Below are 16,059 nucleotides of genomic sequence, written 5' to 3'. Positions count from 1 at the left end.
ATGTTGTACAATACTTATTGTATCATAACAATATATAGTTTCGGGGTGTAGGTATGAGAAAGGTTTGTGTGTTTGCAGGTTCTAACCTAGGGGAGAGACCTGAGTTTAAGGAGCAAGCGATTAAGCTTGGAGAAGTACTAGTTCAAAATAATTGTGAACTAGTATATGGCGGTTCATGTGTTGGTTTAATGGGGGAAGTAGCCAATGAAGTGCTGCGCTTAGGCGGACGTGTCACTGGTGTTATGCCTCGTGGTTTATTCCGAGGTGAAATTGTTCATGAAGGATTAACAGAATTAATTGAAGTGGAGACAATGCACGAGCGTAAAGCAAAAATGGCAGAGCTTGCGGATGCATTTATTGCACTACCTGGTGGATACGGAACATTTGAAGAGTTGTTTGAAGTAGTATGTTGGTCACAAATTGGAATTCATGATAAACCAGTGGGTTTATTGAATATTAAAGATTTTTACGAGCCGATTCTGCAAATGGTTAATCGTGCAGCAGAAGAAGGATTTATGAATCCATCGAATAAAGAGCTGATTGTTTCGGCAGATAATGCAGAAGAATTATTGCTTCATATGAAAAATTATAAGCGCCCTGTTGTGGGGAATAAGTGGAAGCAGTTATCATAATAAGATCAATAAAAAAAGAGGCATTCCGTTCATTTCGGAATGCCTTTAGATTTTTCTTTCGGAAATTTTTTATAAAAGTACCAGCCACCCCAGCCACCAACTATCGTGATACAGATAAGAACAGGATAGCTTTCTACATCTAGGTTTATACTTAAAATATGGGCTATTATGAAAGTAATTCCAACAGCTAATGAAGCGAAACATACTCGAATCAAATAGTCTTTCAACTGAACCACTCCCGTCATTTGATGGTGATATGACCTAAATGATGAATTTGGAAAAGTATTATTTAGACGTAACGATTAGAATGCTATTTTCTATATTTTAACATGGAAATGGTTAGGATTTATTCAGTTTATTAGGAAACAAGAACTAGGGGAGAGCCTGTTTTTTGTCGTTTTTTGTTAGTTAGTCGATATCCTTTGTCGAATCGCTGATATATTGTGAGAAACAGTCGATATATTGGAAAAATCGATGATAAAATTTCACTCACTGATTTATACGAACAACCCTCATCAGATCAACATGTTTCTTTTATGATTTTGTAGCATGTCCCGTTCTCCACAGACCTAATAAATCCCCTCAAGTGAATTGAGGGGATTTATTAGGTGAGCCGCTTGCGCTTTTAGGGATATCCAGCTCCAGCGGCAAGAATGTTCGGTGGCTTCGCATCTTCCTGCGAGGCAAAGAGCGCCTCTACGTCAGAAGCTCCATCCCCCTTACAATCTGAGCGAGTGGCTTGCGCTTTTAGTTTATCCAGATCTTCGGTCGTTTCGTCCCCTTGGATGAAGCAAAAAGCGCTTCTTCCAAGAAGCTCCAACGCCCTGCGATTTTAAACGAGCCGCTTGCGCTTTTAGTTTAAGAATGCACGTAGCATCCAAGTGTGTTTTTCTAGTTCTGTGTAGATGCCGAGTAGTAAGTCAGATGTCGTTTCGTCGTCAGCGTTTTGGGCGATTTCCATGCCTTTTTTTAGTTCGCTTAACATCATTTCGTAGTCTTTCATAATTGCTTCTACCATCCCTTCTGCAGTTTCTCCGTAAGCCGCTTCTTGAATAGAAGTTCGTTCTAAGTACTCTTTCATTGTTGCGACTGGTTGACCGCCAATTGCTAAAATACGTTCTGCAATTTCATCAATGTGTTCAGCTGCTTCTGTATAAAATTGTTCGAATTTCTCATGCAGTGTAAAGAATTGTGGTCCTTTTACATACCAGTGGAAGTTGTGTAGTTTTGTGAATAATACGTTCCAATCGGCTACCTGTTTGTTTAAGACTTCGATTACTTGTGCGTTCATATGATCAATCTCCTTTTGAATTATTATACCAATTACTAATTTATAATTATTATAATATAGTAGTTAATATAAATCAATCTTTTACAAACATTATTTTTGAACTGGATATAATGTTGTATTGCAATATACGTTTATTTTTTACTAGATTGTGGCATATGTATAGGAAAAGGGAAGGTAGAAAGGGGAATGGGGTCAATGGAACTCCAGTTTCAAAACGTATATCAGCAAGCTGGGAATTGGTATGTGCTGGATTCAGAATTTCCATGGGATATTCAACGAGTGAAAGATGATGTATTTTCACTTATTGATAAGCGCGAAATTCCGGTTATTTTTTGCGATACGTGTGATACAAATAATGTCCTTGTAAACTTGGGGGAAGAGGAAGAAGAATTTTTATTTCCTTTAAGCGGTTTTTATCATAAAAAAAGACAACTAATTTTTGTTTGTATGTGGGAACAGTATGAACAAGTGCTGAAAACTTTACTGCACGAGTTTCGCCATTCGATGCAGCATGAGGAGAACATATTGTATATAGGAAAAGAAGTATATGAAGAACGCTGGATTGAAAAAGATGCCAGGGCATTTGCGGAACGTAAAATGAATGAATATATAAGAAGGAACTTAAGTTAAAGTGTAGTGAGGAGAAAATCACTATACTTTTCGTTTTTTACTTACTAAAATAAAGTGATTGACTTTTTATAAGTTTAGTTCTAAACTAAAGGCATCAAGTAAGCGAGGTGATGAAATGAAAGCAGAAGAACGATTAGGATTATTGTTATGGTTTCGTTTATCACGCTTTTATAACAGAAGCATTCGTGAGACAAATCAACATTTGAAAAAGTGGGGTTTATCTGCTGCTCAGTTTGATGTGCTAGCCCAAATTGGTGGGCAAGACCGATTAACACAGCAGGAGCTCGGAACAAAGCTATTTGTTACAAAAGGGAACATCACGCAGCTTTTAAATAAAATGGAACAGCTTGGATTTGTGAGAAGAGAACAAGAAGGTACGACGAAGTATCTTTCCTTAACAGAAAAAGGGAAAGCTTTGTACGAAGAAGTCGTTCCACCACAGGAAACGTTCCAAGCTGAACAATTTGAAAAATTAGAGCGTAATGAACAAAAACAACTACTAGAATTACTGAGAAAGTTACAATAAAAAATTTTAAATAAATATCTCGAATTCGAGATAATATGAGGTGAAGGATATGTTTAAAAAAATTGATCATAAAAATATGGGAAGAGCAAATCATGGTTGGTTAAATACACATTTTCATTTTTCATTCGCAGATTATTACAATCCAGATAATATGAACTTCGGAGCGCTTCGTGTTATTAATGATGATTTAGTAGCGGCGCAAACAGGATTTGATATGCATCCGCACCGTGATATGGAGATTATTTCTTATGTTGTAGATGGTGCATTAACACATCAAGATAGCATGGGAAACCGTGGCACAATTGAGCGTGGACATGTTCAATATATGAGCGCTGGTACAGGGGTGTTTCACAGTGAGCATAATTTAGGAAATGAAACGTTACGTCTATTACAAATTTGGATTTTACCAGATCGTGTAGGTCACGAGCCAAATTACGGTGAGTTTAAATTTGATTGGAATAAACGTGAAAATACATGGTTCCATATGGTATCTCCAGTTGAAGGAGGAGCGCCGATTGGAATTCACCAAGATGCGAATTTATATTCGTTATCGTTAGAAGCAGGAAAAGAAATTTGCTTCCCTGTTAGTGAAGGACGCCAAGTTTATCTTGTACAAATTGAAGGAAGCGGTGTTGTAAATGGTGAGCAACTAGTAATGCGCGATGCAGCAGAAGCAGTTGAAGAAGATCTTCACATTCAGGCAAAAGAGCAATCTCATTATTTAGCAATTGAAATGAAAAAACAATAACGGACGTCGTTCATAAAAAGAAGTAGCGCATCAAAAAGATGCGCTATTTCTTTTCGATTTTTACTATTTTTTTCTCAAGTTTTTGAGAGAACAAACTTTAATATAGCAATTACAAATAAATTTGCTAAGGTGATACATGTAAAGAAAAGAATCAAAACAAATTCATTTAATCCGTTATTGAATAAAAATTGGATATAAAAAAGAATCCCAAGTATTGCTGAAAATATAGCAGGGAGAAAATGGAGGAATGGTTTTTGACGTAGTTTCATAGTCAGTAAAAAAGTGACGAATAGTGTGACCGGAAAGAAGAGATCCATCGTAATTTGCAGGAGTATGATGATCACCCCCTTTTGTCCATTATATTTTGGTTGTAGAAAAAGGTATTTCATTTTAAATATACATGTATTTGGAATATTTTACAGTTTATTTTCGGATGAAGTTGTAAGAAAACTATTTCTCAACATTTTTTGACAGGATATATTTTCCTCTCTTAGAAATGTATAAGAGTGTCAAAAAAATTTTTGGGGAATGGGGAGTGTTAGATTGAAAAAGCAAGTCGTTTCATCAGCATTAGCTTTATCCGTTATATTTGGAGGTTTTGGTGCATTTGGAGCAACAAACACAAAAGCGGAAGAACAGCAAATTCAATACCACCAAGAATTTAAAACACCCGCTTACATAGGTGAGGAATGGAAAGCTCCAGCAGGATTGGACAAAAAAGAAACAGTATTTCAATATTTAGAGAGTAAGAAGGAAATGTTTAAATTAGCAGGAAATATTAAAAAGCATTTTAATGTTGTTGGGGAAGAAAAGGATGCAGAATCAGATACAACACATGTAAAGTTAGTGGAGAAATATAATGATGTTCCTGTATATGGATCAGACCAAACAGTTGCACTTGATAAAGACAACAATGTAAAGGCGTTCTTCGGACAGGTTATTCCGAATTTAGAAGATAAAAATATTCCAGCATCAGCGAATATTAGTGATGAGCAAGCAGTCAATATTGCGAAAGCTGATATTGAGAAAGAAATTGGAAAAGTGGATAAATATGATGGTGTGAAAAAAGATTTATATGTGTATGAAAAAGATGGAAAATACTATCTTTCATACCTTGTTAAAGCATCTGTTTCAAAACCAGCTCCAGGTTACTGGCATTATTTTGTCGATGCAACGAATGGAAATGTGATTGAGAAATATAACGCAATTGATCATATTACAGGATTCGGCTACGGTGTTTTAGGTGAGAGAAAATCATTTGAAATTGCTCAAGATGAAAAAACAGGGGCATTTAACTTGTTTGATGGAAAACGAGGAAACGGTGTTCATACGTTCGATGCGAAAAATATGGACGAGAACTGGTTTAATATTTTCTCACAATGGTTTGGCTATACAGGTGAGGAAGTAGAAAGTAAAGCGAAATTCTTCGAGGATAAAGCTGCTGTCGATGCACATGTAAATGCAGGGAAAGTATATGACTATTATAAAAAGACATTTAATCGTAATTCCTTTGATAATAAAGGTGCGAAGTTAATTTCTACTGTTCACGTAGGTGAAGGATGGAATAACGCAGCGTGGAATGGTGTCCAAATGATGTATGGTGATGGAGATGGGGAAACATTCATTCCATTATCAGCAGGATTAGATGTTATTGGACATGAGTTAACACACGCTGTCACAGAGCACACAGCAAATCTTGTTTACAAAGATGAGCCAGGTGCATTAAATGAATCATTATCTGATATTATGGGTGTCATGGTTGAGAAGAAAAGCTGGGAGTTAGGTGCTGATATTTACACACCTGGTGTAGAAGGTGATTCGCTTCGTTCTCTAAGTGATCCAGCGTCTATTCCGAATCCATTAAAACCTGGTGAAGGTTACCCAGATCATTACAGCAAACGTTATACAGGTCCATATGATAATGGTGGAGTTCACATTAACAGTAGTATTAATAACAAAGCGGCATACTTAGTGTCTGAAGGAGGCACGCATTACGATGTGAAAGTAGATGGTGTTGGCCGTGAAGCAACAGAAAAAATTTATTACCGTGCGCTGACAAAATATTTAACGGCGAACTCTGACTTTAAACTAATGCGTCAAGCTGCACTTCAAGCTGCGACAGATTTATATGGTGGAAATTCTAAAGAAGTACAAGCAGTAACGAAAGCGTATGACGCAGTAGGGGTAAAATAATGCAAAAGACCTGACGCTTGGCTGTCAGGTCTTTTTTTTTGCAGTATGTTGTTGTCAGTTAGTCACGAATACCGAGCGCGATCTTTGCCATACGTGACATACGTTCTTTGGACCAAGGCGGATTCCAAACGACATTGACTTCGATTTCATTTACTTCAGGTACATTTGTCGATAATACTTTTTTTACATCGGATACGATCTGTCCAGCCATCGGGCAGCCGATAGAAGTCATCGTCATTGTAATAACAGCATTATTATTTTCATCGGCTGTTACATCATATACTAAACCAAGATTGACAATATCCACACCTAATTCAGGATCGATAACAGCTTCTAAATTGGCAAATAATTTCTCTTCGAACGCTTGCGACATGCACAACACTCCTAATATTAATGATATCCATTCTCATTATAAAGGAAATACGATAAAGATGCAGGGAAATAGCTCACAGTATGATAATCTTTCTGATACTGATTCTATATAAATCCAAATTAAAAAACGAGCAGTAAACCATTCTTTTCAGATGGATGAGAGGATCCGGCTATGGATAGAAGCGGTCAGTTCCCTTTTTAGCCCCATGCCATGTAAAAACAAAAAGAAGAAATAAGTGGGGAGTTCCTTTTGTTTTCATAACCGCAATTTAGATGTTGGAAAACCAAAACGGATTTATATAGCTCACAGTATGATAATCTTTCTGATACTGATTATAAAATAAAAAAATACGAACTTGCTATTGTCTTTTTCATATACATCATGTATACTTCTAATTAGTTGATAACGATTATCAATATCAACTAAAACATTGTTCTTCGTTATGTTGGTCATACCCCTTTTGACTACGTAAGTCAGAGACAAAATGTTGAAATACCTTGTGTCCTATTCTACAGAATTATGGTAATCTCCAACCTCAACTTATATGCGCTTAGCGTGCAAAAAGGATCCTATCCGTGAAGGGATCCTTTTTTGCATACTGTTTTCGCAATTAATGTGTAAAGGCCTGGGACACGTTCTTCCATTCCTTCTGGAGCTGAAGGAGGAAAGACCCAGCGCTGATGTGAACCATGCTCTTCAATAAGCTTTTCAAGGCACAGGTTCGCCTCTATGACTGCTGTAATAATTTCTCCTAACGTCCAGCGGCGAATCATCGTTTTTGGTAATGTTTCTTGCTGCGCTTTATCAAGGAGAATGCTATAAGCGACGTGCTCTTCTACCACTTCTTCAGAGAAATAATCTCCGCTTGCCTTAAATTTTTGATCATCTATCGCTAATAACTTTGTATAAAGGGGATGGTAGTCACGAAGTATAAATGTACCATTGTTTTTAAGCAGTCCCGAGATAAGCTCAAAAAGTGGTTTGAGATCTAAAAAGTAATGAAGGACACCGAGTTCTAACAAAACAACATCGAATGATTGAGAAGGCATTATTTCAAGTACATCTGATACGATATATTCAATAGATACTCCAGCAGCATCGGCTAGTTCAGTTGCATACTTTGCGTTACTTTCAGAAAGATCTACAACAGTTACGTCAGCACCTAATAATGCGAAGGCAACAGCTTTATTACCTTTAGAGCCGAGTAAATTGATAATCCGCTTTCCTTTCGGATTTTGTGTGTAGGGTAAGTAGTAGGCTACTTCATGGGCAGGATCTTGCATGAGTTTCTTTGCATACTCTTTTGGTGTACCGTGCCGATTTGTCCATGCTTCATAAGCAGCGGCATTCCAGCTTTTTTGATTAATGGTACTGAATTGCTGTTGATTCAATAGAACCCCTCCTTTTTCTAAACATATAAATATTCGGAAGGAATTTTGTATTTCCTGTTTATTTGTAAAAAAGTTTGATTTTTCTGTGTTTTAGTCGTAAAATACGTGTTATATATGAAAAGCGTTGAAAAGGAAAAGTAGAATGAAACGATTCTTTCCAGAGAGCTTCGGAAGCTGAGAAGAAGCAAGAATGTTCATTTGAACAATGGCCTTTGAGCTGCGTCCTGAACTTATCAAACGATAATAGTAGGCGGCGACGAGAGTTGGTTCTCGTTATCAAAACCACAGTATAAGAGCGTAATTTGCTCCGTACTTGATGAGGTCAGTTATGCGAATAACGGACGAAATAAGGTGGTACCGCGACTGTTTATACAGCCCCGCCCTTATCTTTTTTAAAGATAGGGGCGGGGCTTTTTATATTTAAAAGGAGGAATGTAGGATGAGTATTTTTATTGGAGGCGCTTGGCCGTATGCAAATGGATCTTTACATCTTGGACATGTTGCGTCGCTATTACCAGGGGATATTTTAGCGCGTTACTATAGAGCGAAAGGAAAGAATGTTCTTTACGTATCAGGAAGCGATTGTAATGGAACTCCTATTGCCATTCGGGCAAAGCAAGAAGGGGTTACAGCAAAAGAAATTGCTGATCACTATCATGAAGAATTCGAGCGATGTTTTGAGGAACTTGGTTTTACGTATGATTGTTATACGCGTACAGATAGTGAGCATCATCATGAAACAGTACAGAAGATTTTCTTGCGTTTATTAGAAGAAGGGTATATTTATAAAAATACGGTTGAGCAAGCGTACTGCGAAGTATGTACACAATTTTTACCGGATCGTTATGTGGAAGGAATTTGTCCACATTGTCATGAACCAGCGCGCGGAGATCAATGTGATGCATGTTCAGCCATTTTAGATCCACTCGATTTATTAGAAAAGCAATGTAAGTTATGCGGAAATCCGCCAGCAGTTAAGGAAACGGAGCATTTCTACTTTGCATTGCGTAAATTTCAGGAACAGATTACAGAGGCAGTAACAGCTGCAAAACGAGAAGGGGCATGGCGTGATAATGCGATTCAATTAACAGAGCGTTACTTAGAAGAGGGATTACAAGATCGTGCTGTATCACGTGATTTACCAATTGGTGTGCCAATTCCAGTTAAGGGATATGGAGATAAGAAAATTTATGTGTGGATTGAAGCAGTTGCTGGTTATTATTCAGCAAGTAAGCGCTGGGCTGAAGAAACAAGGCAAGATGATGGAGCGTTTTGGAATAGTCGTGCGAAGACGTACTATGTACACGGTAAAGATAATATCCCATTTCATTCTATTATTTGGCCAGCTGTATTACTTGGAACCGGAGAAAAGGCGATTCCGCGTCATATCGTTTCCAATGAATATTTAACGGTAGAGAAACGGAAATTATCGACAAGTAAAAACTGGGCTGTATGGGTGCCGGATATATTAACGCGATATGATCCAGATTCGATTCGTTATTTCTTAACGATCAATGCACCTGAAAATCGTGATACCGATTTTTCTTGGCGTGAATTTATTTATAGTCATAATGGTGAATTGCTAGGGGCATATGGGAATTTTGTAAACCGAACTTTAAAGTTTATTGAAAAATATTATGGCGCGGTAGTGCCGAATGGAAATATAAATGTAGAACTACAAGAAAAGATTGAAGCGTTATATGACAAAGTAGGAAGTGCAATTGAGCAGGCCCATTTTAAAGTGGCACTAGAACTCATTTTTGAAACGGTGCGCTTTGCAAATAAATATTTTGATGAGCGAGCGCCTTGGAAACAAAGGGAAGAAGACCCTCTTGCCTGTGAAGAAACAATTTACAACTGTTTATATTTCATTGTGAACTTTGTACAGTTATTGGAGCCATTTTTACCGTTTTCTAGTGAAAGGGTGCGGGACATATTATCTATTACGAATGTAAATTGGAAAGGCGAAAATATATTACCAGAGCGGATTGGTCATGTGCAACCATTATTTGAGCGAATTGATGTGAAACAAATTGATAAAGAGGTCGAAAAGCTATATGAGGCAGTAAAGTAAAACAGAGCATACGATATGCTGTTCTTATTAAGAAAGCTGTGGAGGTTTCGTTGTGAGAAGGATGCAGGTGCAATAATAAAAAATGAAAGACTGCTAGCTAGGACATTCAGTCTTAGTTAGCAGTCTTTTTGTTTTATATAAATAGTAAAAGAAACGTATGCGTTTCTTTTATCGGATTGATGCATATGCTGAACATAAAATAGAAGAGCCCCGTGCAATAGGGTGCTGAGGGAATCAGGGCTCTTCTATGTGGATGTTACCGAGTAATGAAGGGTAACTCGGTAAAGATATATTATCATAATTTTCTGCAAAGTAAACGTGGTAAATGTATCCAATTTTCTCATCCGTAACGAGGGGATGTTACGGATGAGAAATATAACACAATTTTTATAGATGTATAGTGTGTTTCCTTGTTTTTCTTGCGCTCAAAATTTGTGGTGTGAATATTCCAAGTACGATACAAATAATACCAAGCCATTGCAGTGGTGAGACGACTTCATGAACAAGTGTAATGGAAGCGATGATTGCTGTTGGGAGTTCCGCAGCTCCTAAAATGGTTCCAAGTCCTGTTCCTACTTTCGGAACACCGATTGAGAAGCAAACGACCGGTACAACAACACCGAAGAGTCCAAGGAAAAATGCGTATTTCCATAATCCTGCTTGTAAAGCACCATCCGTTAAGAAGGTTGGCGGAAAGATGAAGCAGATGATAAGTGTAGCACTTGTTGTCATCAAGAAGCTTTTTGTATAGGGTGGTACATTTGTCGCAACGCGGCCACTTACAAAAACATAAAAGGAAAATGAGACAGCGGCTAATAGTCCAAATATAATGCCTTTTGCTGAGAAGTTTTGTCCAAGTCCTTCAAACAGACCACCTGCAAATAGTGTCCCGGCAAATAAAATGATAACTGAGATTACCTTTTCACGGCTTGGTAATGTTTTATTAGCGAATGCTTCAATGACTACCCCAATCCATGTAAATTGAAAAAGAAGAACAACAGCAATAGAAGCAGGTAATTCCTCTACAGAAATGGCGTAGAAAATGCCAGTCATGCTCATCGTTGTTCCGACAGCTAGTAGGGAGAGTGCTTGTTTTTTTGAAACTGTATGACGGGAGAAGAACAGAACGAGTAGTAGTAGTCCGGTCCAGCCGAATACATATTGTCCGCCTAGTAGTTCATGTGCAGAAAATCCATTTAGAAAGCCAAGTTTGAAAATGGTAGAAAGTATACCGTAGCTACAGGCTCCTAATAAAACTAATAATGAAAATTTAACCTTTTCCATAAAAAAATCCTCCTTTTGAAAATAAAAAAACGCCCGCTGTCCAATAGAGGACAACGGGCGAACGAAACAGAGTACAGACTCTACAAAATTCCGCCACTCACAAACTTGTGTGAGTTTGGGTATAGAATAATTGAAAAAACGACATAACCTCGTTCCCCTTTCTAAGGGAGAGGTATTCGGCCACATTTTGTTTTTAATTGTAAACGAAAGTGGATATATAGTCTGCCTTTAGTTTATAGCAATCCCTTTCTCATTTTCAATATAAAGTATATAAATATAAATTGGAAAAATGACATAAAACCATTCTTTTTAGGTGGGAGAGAGCATCCAGCCATGCATAGAAGCGGTCAGCCCCTCTTCCTGGCCCATGCCAAGTGAAAACAAAGAGAGAAAATGAGTGTAATTCCCTTTTTGTTCTTCATAGCAGCGGATTATGTGTCGGAAAATCAAAATGTATTTATATATAGTAATTTTTTTATGTTTCTTTTAAAGGTACAGGTGGGAGTCGGGCTGCCCGTAAAAGCTCGATTCGTGAAGGCTAATAATCAGTGGGGGATGAAGCCCCCCCGCTGATTAAAGTTTCACTTTATGGGATAAGTGAGTTTTTTAGCGTGCTGAGCGAGGAAAATGGCGAAAAACGTTATTTTTTCATATATAATGAAGGAGAAATGAAAAAAATCGAAAATATATAATAGATATTAAGAGAATTCGTATGAATATGGGTTATTTTAGTTGTTTCCTTACAAAAATGTAATCTAAATGTAAGCTATTGTGATAGTTATTTCGACAATTTTTTTATACAATAAATAGTAACGAGTTGTACGTGATTTGTAGATAAGAGAGAAGGAGAGATCGACATGGAATGGATTCATGAGTTGTTTCAGCAATATGGTTATTATGTAGTGCTCGTTGGGTTGCTGCTTGAGTACATTGCTTTTCCTTTTCCTGGAGAGCCAACTTTAGCGTATGCAGGTTTCTTGGCCCATAAAGGTGATTTACATTTACCTATTTTAATTATTTTATCATTTATTGGTACAAGTGTTGGGATGACAATTCAATACTTTTTAGGAAATAAACTCGGTATGCCGTTTGTACAGAAATATGGGAAGTATGTATTTTTAACACAACGAAAAATTGATTTAACGAGAATGTGGTTTGATAAATATGGCTATTTCCTTATTTTTATCGGATTCTTTATTCCAGGTGTTCGCCATTTTACTGGATACTTTGCGGGGATTATTAATTTACCGTTCCGTCGCTTTGCAATAACAATTTACACGGGTGCTCTATTTTGGGTATCTTTCTTCTTAATCGGTGGCTATTGGTTAGGAGGAAATTTACACGATATTTTTGCTGTGTTTGGGCAACACATTGGAAAAATTATTTTCGGAGTGATTGTCATTATAGCCATTACACTAGGAGTTCGTTTCCGTAAGCAGTTAAAACGTGCATTGGTGCAAAGTGTAAATTAATATGAAATCCATTCTATGTCGATAATTGGAAGGGGCAGTGTGAAGAGACACTGCCTTTTTTGTTTTTCTATAAGCAGGTTCCATCCTCCTCACATTCAGAGCGAGCCGCTTTTTAGTATATTTTCCAATTTGCTTTTATTGTACCTTTAAGTTTGTCACCAGTAACTACGATATAATAGGTTCCAGTTTGCATTACTGAAAGTTGGTTAGTGTCTTCGTTTATTTCTGACATAGATTCTATTTTGTTAAACTCACTAGACACATGGAATCCATATCCGCCGGTTATAGGAAAGGAGAGCGTAAATTCGAGTGTTTCTCCTTTTGTAAGGTGAATAAGGATTTTATGTTCCCCATTAAAATAAGAAAAAGTTGCTTCAAATTCATTTTTTGTCGTATGTTCTACCCATTGTTCTTTCTCTGTAAAGTCAGTTGATGCAATCGTAATCCATAAAATGGAGATCAGAATCGGAGTACTATATCGAAACCATTTCTTTTTTTGTGCGATATAGGTGTAGTAGTAAAAGAAAACAGCGCAAATGGCTCCAACTGTTCCTGCAATGAAAAAGATACTAAATGATACATCGCTGAACAAGTGAAAAGGAAGGAAAAATAGATAACCACAAATGATATACAGAAAAACTTTTTTGGCAACGCTTGGATGTTCCAGAGAGAGCTTATCAATGATAAATGAACATAACAGCGCATAGCAAAGGAGAACATAAAACCAAGGACTATATGGCAGTCCGGATAATAATTCTGATAGTCTATAAAGATTAAATTCATCTTGTATAAAGGCAAAAGATAGAAAAGAAAAAGTGAGAAAGCAGATTGCCGAAAGTTTGATGAGAAGATAAGAGGCGATCTTTTTTTTATCCATATTTCATCCCGCATAGTATGTATTTTACATACATTATATAGGATTTCTGAATCAGAATGTATAGTTTATTGTGACATATATTCACGTCAAAATGACAATGATAATTGACAAACGAAAGGATATTATTTACTATTTAATTAAATAAATGAAAAAGAGGTTTAAGTATGAGGCTTCAAAATCGAGTGAGAGAACTCAGAGCAAAGCACCGAATGTCACAGGGAGACTTAGGGAAAGCAATTGATTCATCGCGGCAGACGATCAGCTTAATTGAGCGGGGAGATTATGCGCCTTCCATTGTGTTGTCGCTTAAGATCGCGCGTGTTTTTGGGGTAGCAGTGGAGGAGATATTTACGTTAGTAGAGGGAGAAGAGGAAGGTGGAGAATAGCATGAAGGGGAAGAGTGTCCCAGTCTTGAAAGTTCTAGTAGGTATGGTATGTGGTTTTTTTGTAGGTTTTATAGTAGCGGATGCTTTTGTTCCAGGGCGAAGAATCGTACCTACGTCTCGTTACGTAGTAAGTATTGCGCTTATTGTATTGGTGATAGCGATTATATATCAAATTTGGAAAACGACACGTTTCTTAAATAAATTACGTGACGAAGAGGAAAGTATGCAAGGTAGATGGTTAGGATCACAATTAATTTACTTACGTGCAAGTGAAATCATTGTACCGTCTTGGGGGGCTTATGCATACATAGTTTGCTATCGTTCTTATACAACAAATACAATGTCACTATTTGAAATTGGGAATGTTATTGCATCTTCAGTCGGGATTATTGTCGTTATCTTATTAGGTTTTATGATGAAAAATCGATATAACGCACTGTACCCAGAACAAAGTGTAACGTATTCGCAATCACTGGAAATGTGGGCGAAAAACGCAGATGAAGGACAAAGTCATATTGTTCATGAAGCGGGGTATAGAGCGTATCAGTCTACCAATGTGGTCCTTGTGTGTGCATGGTTAACGGCAATTTTTTATACACTTTGGTCAGGAGAAGGTTTCTTCTTTATCGGTATCATTTCATTTGTTTGGGTCTTACATATCGGAAAATACATGTATGAAATGCATAAGAAAATGATTTATTAAATGATAGGGTGCTGAGGGGAGAAAGCGATGGATATTCTCAAAAGGCCACTGTTTACACTTGTCGCTGCTTTTGTATGTTCAAATGCATATATATGGATTCGACCAGATAAGATGCAAGTGTTTATAAATATGTGGGGAATATTGGTGATTGGGGTACTTGTTTTGGCGATTCATGAACTAGGACATGTTGTTTTTGGATTGTTAAATGGTTTGGAATTTAGCTTTATGGCAGTAGGGCCGATTATGGTTCGAAAGGAAAGAGAGAAGATACGGATAAGAGAAAATAAAATGTGGCTTTACTTTGGCGGAGTAGCAATGCTGTTGCCACCTTCTATACATATACCGAATCTTTCAAAGAAATGGGCGTGGACGATTTTAGGAGGGCCATTAACTAGTTTTGTTTTTAGTATCTTATCGTGTTTTGTATTTTTATGGGGTAATAATGAATTTGTTTTATACTTTGCGATGTTTCATTTTGTTATTTTTCTTGCGACAGCCATTCCTCTGAAAGGAAGAGCTTTTTATACAGATGGAAAACAGTTTTTAATCTTAATCAAAGCTGATGAGAAGGCAGAACGACATTTACAAAGTATTCGCGTAATGAGTGAACTTTGTGGTTCGAGACAACCAAAAGATTGGGATCATACAGTAATAGAGAGAAGTAAAGAACAAGTACAGTGTAATTGTGATGTAAGAGAAAGTATGAGTGAATGTATGCTAATGTTTTATTATACGAGTGCTACAGAAGGGATGGAAAAGGGGATTGCTTGCTTAGACCACGTATTACAAATCCCCGTGACAAAAGAAAATAAGTACTTTGTTGGAGGATTCCATAGTTGGTATATCGTATATAAAGCACTACATGATAGGGAGCACGTATCTTTAGAGGATATAAAAAAGCATGTTCAAGCGGTACCAAGACTCGATTTATATCAATACTATCGTGCACATGCCATTTTAAAATATGTAGAGAAAGATAGAGATGCATTTCATGCCTATATGAAAAAAGCTGAAAAAGAGATGAAAGATGCTGAGAAAATGGGATTTGGTTATTTGCAACTAGAACGGGAATGGTTTCAGTGTTTACAACAGAAACTAGTCCTTTAATTAGAAGAAAAAGGATATCTTACGTAAAGTGAGATATCCTTTTTTCTATATGTAATCTTATTTGGTTCCATAAATGCTAGGAGGGGAGTAGAATGAAAGAACTTCCTAAATAGGAAGAAGATGTGGTTTGGAGGCGTTACATATGGGTATTTTGGCGCTTATTTTACTACTATTGCTCATTTACATGTTTTGTAAAGTGACATATGTAGCATTAAAGCTATTAGCGATCGTATTAATTATCGTGTTTATTATTCAATTTGGAGAAAAGTTACTCGGTCTTTGAGAGTTTTAGGTATATTGTATTTTATTGGATCTAATGTATGAAAGAGAAGCTGCATGTTTACAGCTTCTTTTTTATTTGTTTATAAATTG

Annotated in this window: 17 protein-coding genes and 1 other annotated feature; of the genes, 11 read left to right on the top strand and 6 right to left on the bottom strand. The window is 36.9% G+C overall.

What is annotated here, in order from left to right:
* Positions 1 to 53 precede the first annotated feature (53 nt).
* Positions 54 to 632 carry an LOG family protein gene (locus tag ACX5JI_RS14590; RefSeq protein WP_459501762.1) on the top strand — a complete coding sequence of 193 codons (579 nt, stop codon included), beginning with the start codon at positions 54 to 56 and terminating at the stop codon, positions 630 to 632.
* A gap of 29 nt (positions 633 to 661) precedes the next feature.
* Here the strand turns inward: ACX5JI_RS14590 and ACX5JI_RS14585 are convergent, their stop codons facing one another.
* Both ACX5JI_RS14585 and ACX5JI_RS14580 read right to left on the bottom strand, forming a co-directional pair.
* Positions 662 to 877 carry a hypothetical protein gene (locus tag ACX5JI_RS14585; RefSeq protein WP_459501761.1) on the bottom strand — a complete coding sequence of 72 codons (216 nt, stop codon included), beginning with the start codon at positions 875 to 877 and terminating at the stop codon, positions 662 to 664.
* A 608-nt stretch (positions 878 to 1,485) separates the two neighbouring features.
* Positions 1,486 to 1,923, bottom strand: coding sequence for a Dps family protein (locus tag ACX5JI_RS14580; RefSeq protein WP_459501760.1), 438 nt, complete (start codon positions 1,921 to 1,923; stop codon positions 1,486 to 1,488).
* A gap of 195 nt (positions 1,924 to 2,118) precedes the next feature.
* Between ACX5JI_RS14580 and ACX5JI_RS14575 the strand changes: the two genes are divergently transcribed.
* From ACX5JI_RS14575 to ACX5JI_RS14560, 4 genes are all read left to right on the top strand, one after another.
* Positions 2,119 to 2,553: a DUF3920 family protein gene (locus ACX5JI_RS14575; RefSeq protein WP_459501759.1), complete on the top strand. Its 435-nt coding sequence runs from the start codon at positions 2,119 to 2,121 to the stop codon at positions 2,551 to 2,553.
* A 115-nt stretch (positions 2,554 to 2,668) separates the two neighbouring features.
* The gene (locus tag ACX5JI_RS14570; RefSeq protein WP_459501758.1) at positions 2,669 to 3,079 is read left to right on the top strand and encodes a MarR family winged helix-turn-helix transcriptional regulator; all 411 of its coding nucleotides are present in this window, start codon (positions 2,669 to 2,671) and stop codon (positions 3,077 to 3,079) included.
* Positions 3,080 to 3,128: 49 nt separating this feature from the next.
* Positions 3,129 to 3,827 carry a pirin family protein gene (locus tag ACX5JI_RS14565; RefSeq protein ID WP_459501757.1) on the top strand — a complete coding sequence of 233 codons (699 nt, stop codon included), beginning with the start codon at positions 3,129 to 3,131 and terminating at the stop codon, positions 3,825 to 3,827.
* A 543-nt stretch (positions 3,828 to 4,370) separates the two neighbouring features.
* Complete coding sequence (locus tag ACX5JI_RS14560) at positions 4,371 to 6,020, top strand: M4 family metallopeptidase (RefSeq protein ID WP_459501756.1); 1,650 nt, start codon at positions 4,371 to 4,373, stop codon at positions 6,018 to 6,020.
* Between the two features lie 58 nt (positions 6,021 to 6,078).
* Here the strand turns inward: ACX5JI_RS14560 and ACX5JI_RS14555 are convergent, their stop codons facing one another.
* Positions 6,079 to 6,393 (bottom strand): metal-sulfur cluster assembly factor, encoded by a 315-nt coding sequence (locus ACX5JI_RS14555; protein ID WP_459501755.1) that lies wholly within the window; start codon positions 6,391 to 6,393, stop codon positions 6,079 to 6,081.
* A gap of 569 nt (positions 6,394 to 6,962) precedes the next feature.
* Positions 6,963 to 7,784 carry a class I SAM-dependent methyltransferase gene (locus ACX5JI_RS14550; RefSeq protein ID WP_459501754.1) on the bottom strand — a complete coding sequence of 274 codons (822 nt, stop codon included), beginning with the start codon at positions 7,782 to 7,784 and terminating at the stop codon, positions 6,963 to 6,965.
* 115 nt (positions 7,785 to 7,899) lie between these two features.
* Positions 7,900 to 8,172 (top strand) — a binding site (T-box leader).
* A 51-nt stretch (positions 8,173 to 8,223) separates the two neighbouring features.
* Here ACX5JI_RS14550 and metG point away from each other — a divergent pair.
* Positions 8,224 to 9,858, top strand: a complete 1,635-nt coding sequence (metG, locus tag ACX5JI_RS14545; protein WP_459501753.1) for a methionine--tRNA ligase — start codon at positions 8,224 to 8,226, stop codon at positions 9,856 to 9,858.
* 387 nt (positions 9,859 to 10,245) lie between these two features.
* Here the strand turns inward: metG and ACX5JI_RS14540 are convergent, their stop codons facing one another.
* Positions 10,246 to 11,142: an EamA family transporter gene (locus tag ACX5JI_RS14540; RefSeq protein WP_459501752.1), complete on the bottom strand. Its 897-nt coding sequence runs from the start codon at positions 11,140 to 11,142 to the stop codon at positions 10,246 to 10,248.
* An 857-nt stretch (positions 11,143 to 11,999) separates the two neighbouring features.
* Here ACX5JI_RS14540 and ACX5JI_RS14535 point away from each other — a divergent pair.
* Positions 12,000 to 12,614, top strand: coding sequence for a DedA family protein (locus ACX5JI_RS14535; RefSeq protein WP_459501751.1), 615 nt, complete (start codon positions 12,000 to 12,002; stop codon positions 12,612 to 12,614).
* A gap of 112 nt (positions 12,615 to 12,726) precedes the next feature.
* On the opposite strand, the gene ACX5JI_RS14530 is transcribed toward ACX5JI_RS14535, so the two are convergent.
* Positions 12,727 to 13,491 carry a hypothetical protein gene (locus tag ACX5JI_RS14530; RefSeq protein ID WP_459501750.1) on the bottom strand — a complete coding sequence of 255 codons (765 nt, stop codon included), beginning with the start codon at positions 13,489 to 13,491 and terminating at the stop codon, positions 12,727 to 12,729.
* Between the two features lie 164 nt (positions 13,492 to 13,655).
* Here ACX5JI_RS14530 and ACX5JI_RS14525 point away from each other — a divergent pair, with 164 nt between their 5' ends.
* From ACX5JI_RS14525 to ACX5JI_RS14510, 4 genes are all read left to right on the top strand, one after another.
* Entirely contained in the window at positions 13,656 to 13,877 is a 222-nt protein-coding gene (locus ACX5JI_RS14525; protein ID WP_459501749.1) for a helix-turn-helix transcriptional regulator, read from the top strand.
* 1 nt (position 13,878) lies between these two features.
* A complete protein-coding gene (locus ACX5JI_RS14520; protein ID WP_459501748.1) occupies positions 13,879 to 14,580 on the top strand; it encodes a DUF3169 family protein in 702 nt (233 codons plus the stop codon).
* Between the two features lie 27 nt (positions 14,581 to 14,607).
* A complete protein-coding gene (locus ACX5JI_RS14515; RefSeq protein WP_459501747.1) occupies positions 14,608 to 15,687 on the top strand; it encodes a M50 family metallopeptidase in 1,080 nt (359 codons plus the stop codon).
* Positions 15,688 to 15,829: 142 nt separating this feature from the next.
* Positions 15,830 to 15,970 (top strand): DUF3985 family protein, encoded by a 141-nt coding sequence (locus tag ACX5JI_RS14510; RefSeq protein WP_459501746.1) that lies wholly within the window; start codon positions 15,830 to 15,832, stop codon positions 15,968 to 15,970.
* Positions 15,971 to 16,059 lie beyond the last annotated feature (89 nt).

The organism is Bacillus sp. C1, assembly GCF_054570475.1.
The sequence above is the reverse complement of the archived record's forward strand: the minus strand, read 5'-3'. Positions and strand labels throughout refer to the sequence as shown.

Bases quoted from the DNA above. Each gene is read 5' to 3' on its own strand.
- ACX5JI_RS14590 (WP_459501762.1), top strand. From the start codon at position 54: ATGAGAAAGGTTTGTGTGTTTGCAGGTTCTAACCTAGGGGAGAGACCT.
- ACX5JI_RS14585 (WP_459501761.1), bottom strand. From the start codon at position 877: ATGACGGGAGTGGTTCAGTTGAAAGACTATTTGATTCGAGTATGTTTC.
- ACX5JI_RS14580 (WP_459501760.1), bottom strand. From the start codon at position 1,923: ATGAACGCACAAGTAATCGAAGTCTTAAACAAACAGGTAGCCGATTGG.
- ACX5JI_RS14575 (WP_459501759.1), top strand. From the start codon at position 2,119: ATGGAACTCCAGTTTCAAAACGTATATCAGCAAGCTGGGAATTGGTAT.
- ACX5JI_RS14570 (WP_459501758.1), top strand. From the start codon at position 2,669: ATGAAAGCAGAAGAACGATTAGGATTATTGTTATGGTTTCGTTTATCA.
- ACX5JI_RS14565 (WP_459501757.1), top strand. From the start codon at position 3,129: ATGTTTAAAAAAATTGATCATAAAAATATGGGAAGAGCAAATCATGGT.
- ACX5JI_RS14555 (WP_459501755.1), bottom strand. From the start codon at position 6,393: ATGTCGCAAGCGTTCGAAGAGAAATTATTTGCCAATTTAGAAGCTGTT.
- metG (WP_459501753.1), top strand. From the start codon at position 8,224: ATGAGTATTTTTATTGGAGGCGCTTGGCCGTATGCAAATGGATCTTTA.
- ACX5JI_RS14540 (WP_459501752.1), bottom strand. From the start codon at position 11,142: ATGGAAAAGGTTAAATTTTCATTATTAGTTTTATTAGGAGCCTGTAGC.
- ACX5JI_RS14535 (WP_459501751.1), top strand. From the start codon at position 12,000: ATGGAATGGATTCATGAGTTGTTTCAGCAATATGGTTATTATGTAGTG.
- ACX5JI_RS14530 (WP_459501750.1), bottom strand. From the start codon at position 13,491: ATGGATAAAAAAAAGATCGCCTCTTATCTTCTCATCAAACTTTCGGCA.
- ACX5JI_RS14525 (WP_459501749.1), top strand. From the start codon at position 13,656: ATGAGGCTTCAAAATCGAGTGAGAGAACTCAGAGCAAAGCACCGAATG.
- ACX5JI_RS14520 (WP_459501748.1), top strand. From the start codon at position 13,879: ATGAAGGGGAAGAGTGTCCCAGTCTTGAAAGTTCTAGTAGGTATGGTA.
- ACX5JI_RS14515 (WP_459501747.1), top strand. From the start codon at position 14,608: ATGGATATTCTCAAAAGGCCACTGTTTACACTTGTCGCTGCTTTTGTA.
- ACX5JI_RS14510 (WP_459501746.1), top strand. From the start codon at position 15,830: ATGGGTATTTTGGCGCTTATTTTACTACTATTGCTCATTTACATGTTT.